Source organism: Pseudoxanthomonas sp. LjRoot204_2 (assembly GCF_056175765.1).
Genome location: NZ_JBGFFG010000456.1, coordinates 1 through 2,527, shown reverse-complemented (window position 1 = coordinate 2,527; position 2,527 = coordinate 1). Strand labels below are relative to the sequence as shown.

The 2,527-nt window shown below is 70.0% G+C and carries 1 protein-coding gene and 1 pseudogene; one reads left to right on the top strand and one right to left on the bottom strand.

Annotated features, from left to right (window positions below; genetic code table 11):
- Positions 1–125: 125 nt before the first annotated feature.
- On the top strand, positions 126–2,189 hold the full coding sequence (locus AC04L7_RS16490) for a TonB-dependent copper receptor (protein WP_435996466.1): 2,064 nt from the start codon (positions 126–128) through the stop codon (positions 2,187–2,189).
- A 24-nt stretch (positions 2,190–2,213) separates the two neighbouring features.
- On the opposite strand, the pseudogene AC04L7_RS16485 reads toward AC04L7_RS16490, so the two are convergent.
- Positions 2,214–2,527 (bottom strand): annotated as a pseudogene (locus AC04L7_RS16485) (hypothetical protein); the annotation flags it as partial.

Here is a 2,527-nt window from a genome sequence, read left to right as displayed (position 1 = left end):
GTCGGACGCAGGGATTCGTGCGCGGGCTTGACCAAAGTCAAGCGTCGCCATGCCTGCGACAACGCGTCGCATCTGCACTCCAGGGTGCGTCGCGAGAATGGCCGCATCACACGAGGAGAGGCGTCATGAACCGTCATCTGTTGACCGTCGCCCTGCTGGGCGCACTCGCGAACATGCCGCTGGCGCACGCGGACGACGCGCACGCCGCGGTGCATGTCGACACGATAGCGACGACCACGCTGGACGGCATCGTCGTGGTCGGCGTCGCACCCGCGATGGCGACCACCTTCATCACCGACCCCAAGCTGCCGCGCCAGCCGGTACCGGCCAGCGACGGCGCGGACTACCTGAAGACCATCCCCGGCTTCGCCACGCTGCGCAGCGGCGGCACCAACGGCGATCCGGTGCTGCGCGGCATGTTCGGATCGCGTATCAACCTGATGACGAACGACGGCGCGATGAGCGGCGCCTGCCCGTCGCGCATGGACAATGCGCTGTCCTACATCGCACCGGAAACCTACGATCGCCTGGTCGTCATCAAGGGGCCACAGACGGTGCTCTGGGGCGGCGGTGCATCGGCCGGTACGGTGCGCTTCGAACGCGAGATCCCGTACTTCGCCGAGCCCGGCGTGCAGGCCTCCGGCAGCGCGCTGGTCGGCAGCGGCAACCGCAACGACCAGGTGCTCGACATCAGCGCCGGTACGCCGCGCGGCTATGCGCGCGTATCCGCCAACCGCTCCGAGGCCGACGACTACGAGGACGGTAACGGCGACCGCGTGCCGTCCGCCTGGAAGAAGTGGAACGCCGACGCCGCCCTCGGCTGGACGCCGGACGAGGACACCGTGCTGGAACTCAGCGCCGGCATCGGCGACGCGCAGGCGCGCTACGCGGGTCGTGGCATGGACGGCGCGCAGTTCCGTCGCGACAGCCTGGGCCTGCGCTTCGAGAAGAAGCACATCGGCGGCGTGCTGGATGCCGTGGTCGCCAATGTCTACCAGAACGACGTGGACCATGTGATGGACAACTACAGCCTGCGCGATCCCGACCCCACCAGCAGCATGCCGATGCCGATGGCCAGCAACGTGGCGCACCGTACGCGCGGCGGCCGCGTCGCCACCACCTGGCAGTCCGGTCGCTGGGAAGTGACCACCGGCCTGGACCTGCGCGACAGCCGGCACAGCCAGCGCAGCGCCAGCGGACGCGGCGCCTACCTCGCCCTGCCCTGGCAGGTGGACGCGAAGTTCCAGAGCTGGGGCGCGTTCGCCGAATCGCACTGGCACATCACCGACACGCATCACCTGATGAGCGGCGTGCGCCTCGATCGCGCCGAAGCGCAGGATCTGCGCGCGACCACCGGCGGCATGATGCCGATGCCCAATCCCACCGCCGGCATGACGCGCAAGGAATCGCTGCCCAGCGCGTTCGTGCGCTACGAGTACGACCTGGGCGGCCGCTGGGGTGCCTACGCCGGCCTGGGCCACACGCAGCGCATGCCCGACTACTGGGAGCTGTTCTCGCCCACGCGCGGTCCGGTCGGAGCGCCGAATGCCTTCGCCGGCGTGCAGCCCGAGCGCACCACGCAGCTGGATATCGGCCTGCAGTTCAAGGGCGCGAAGGTCGATGCGTGGGCATCGTTATACGCCGGGCGCGTGCAGGATTTCATCCTGTTCGACTATTCGGCCGGGATGATGGGCAGCAGCACGCGCGCGCACAACGTGGATGCCGACATCCGCGGCGGCGAGGCCGGCATCGACTGGCGTCCCGCGCAAGGCTGGAAGCTGTCGGGCGCCGCGTCCTACGCGTGGGGCGCCGTGCGCGACACCGGCACGGCGCTGCCACAGATGCCACCGCTGGAAGCGCGCTTCTCGGTCAGCCATGAACGCGGGCCGTGGTCGTGGGGCGCACTGTGGCGCGTGGCGGCCGCGCAGGAGCGTGTCAGCACCAGCCAGGGCAACATCGTCGGCCGCGACCTCGGGCCGAGCGCCGGCTTCGCGGTGTTCTCGGTCAACAGCGGCTATCGCTTCAACGACCGCCTGCAACTGACCGCCGGCATCGACAACCTGTTCGACCGCGCCTACAGCGAGCACCTCAACCTCGGCGGCAACAGCGCCTTCGGTTACCCGGCCGATCCGGTGCGCATCAACGAACCCGGCCGCACCGCCTGGGTGAAATTCAACCTGCGCTACTGACGGGCCGGTCTGCGGTTTCGGCCATCAGCCGGGACCGTCGGCCTGCCAGGTCCACGCCTGCCGCCAGCACCGCCGTTTCGCGTGCAGGCTGACCGCATACGCCAGGGCCAGCGCGACGCCCGCGAGCCGCGCGACGGCGGGGGCGAGCGTCGCGACCACCACGAGTGCGCCGGCGATCGCATGCAGGAGCAAGGCACGCCGCTTGTCCGCTTCCTCGAACAGGCTGCCCACACCCGGCACGCGGATGCCGCGCGGCACGCGCTGGCGCAGCGCGATCCAGGTGAGGAAGCCGGTGATCTCCAGCGCCATGCCGACCACCAGCAGCGGCAGGCCGAAGC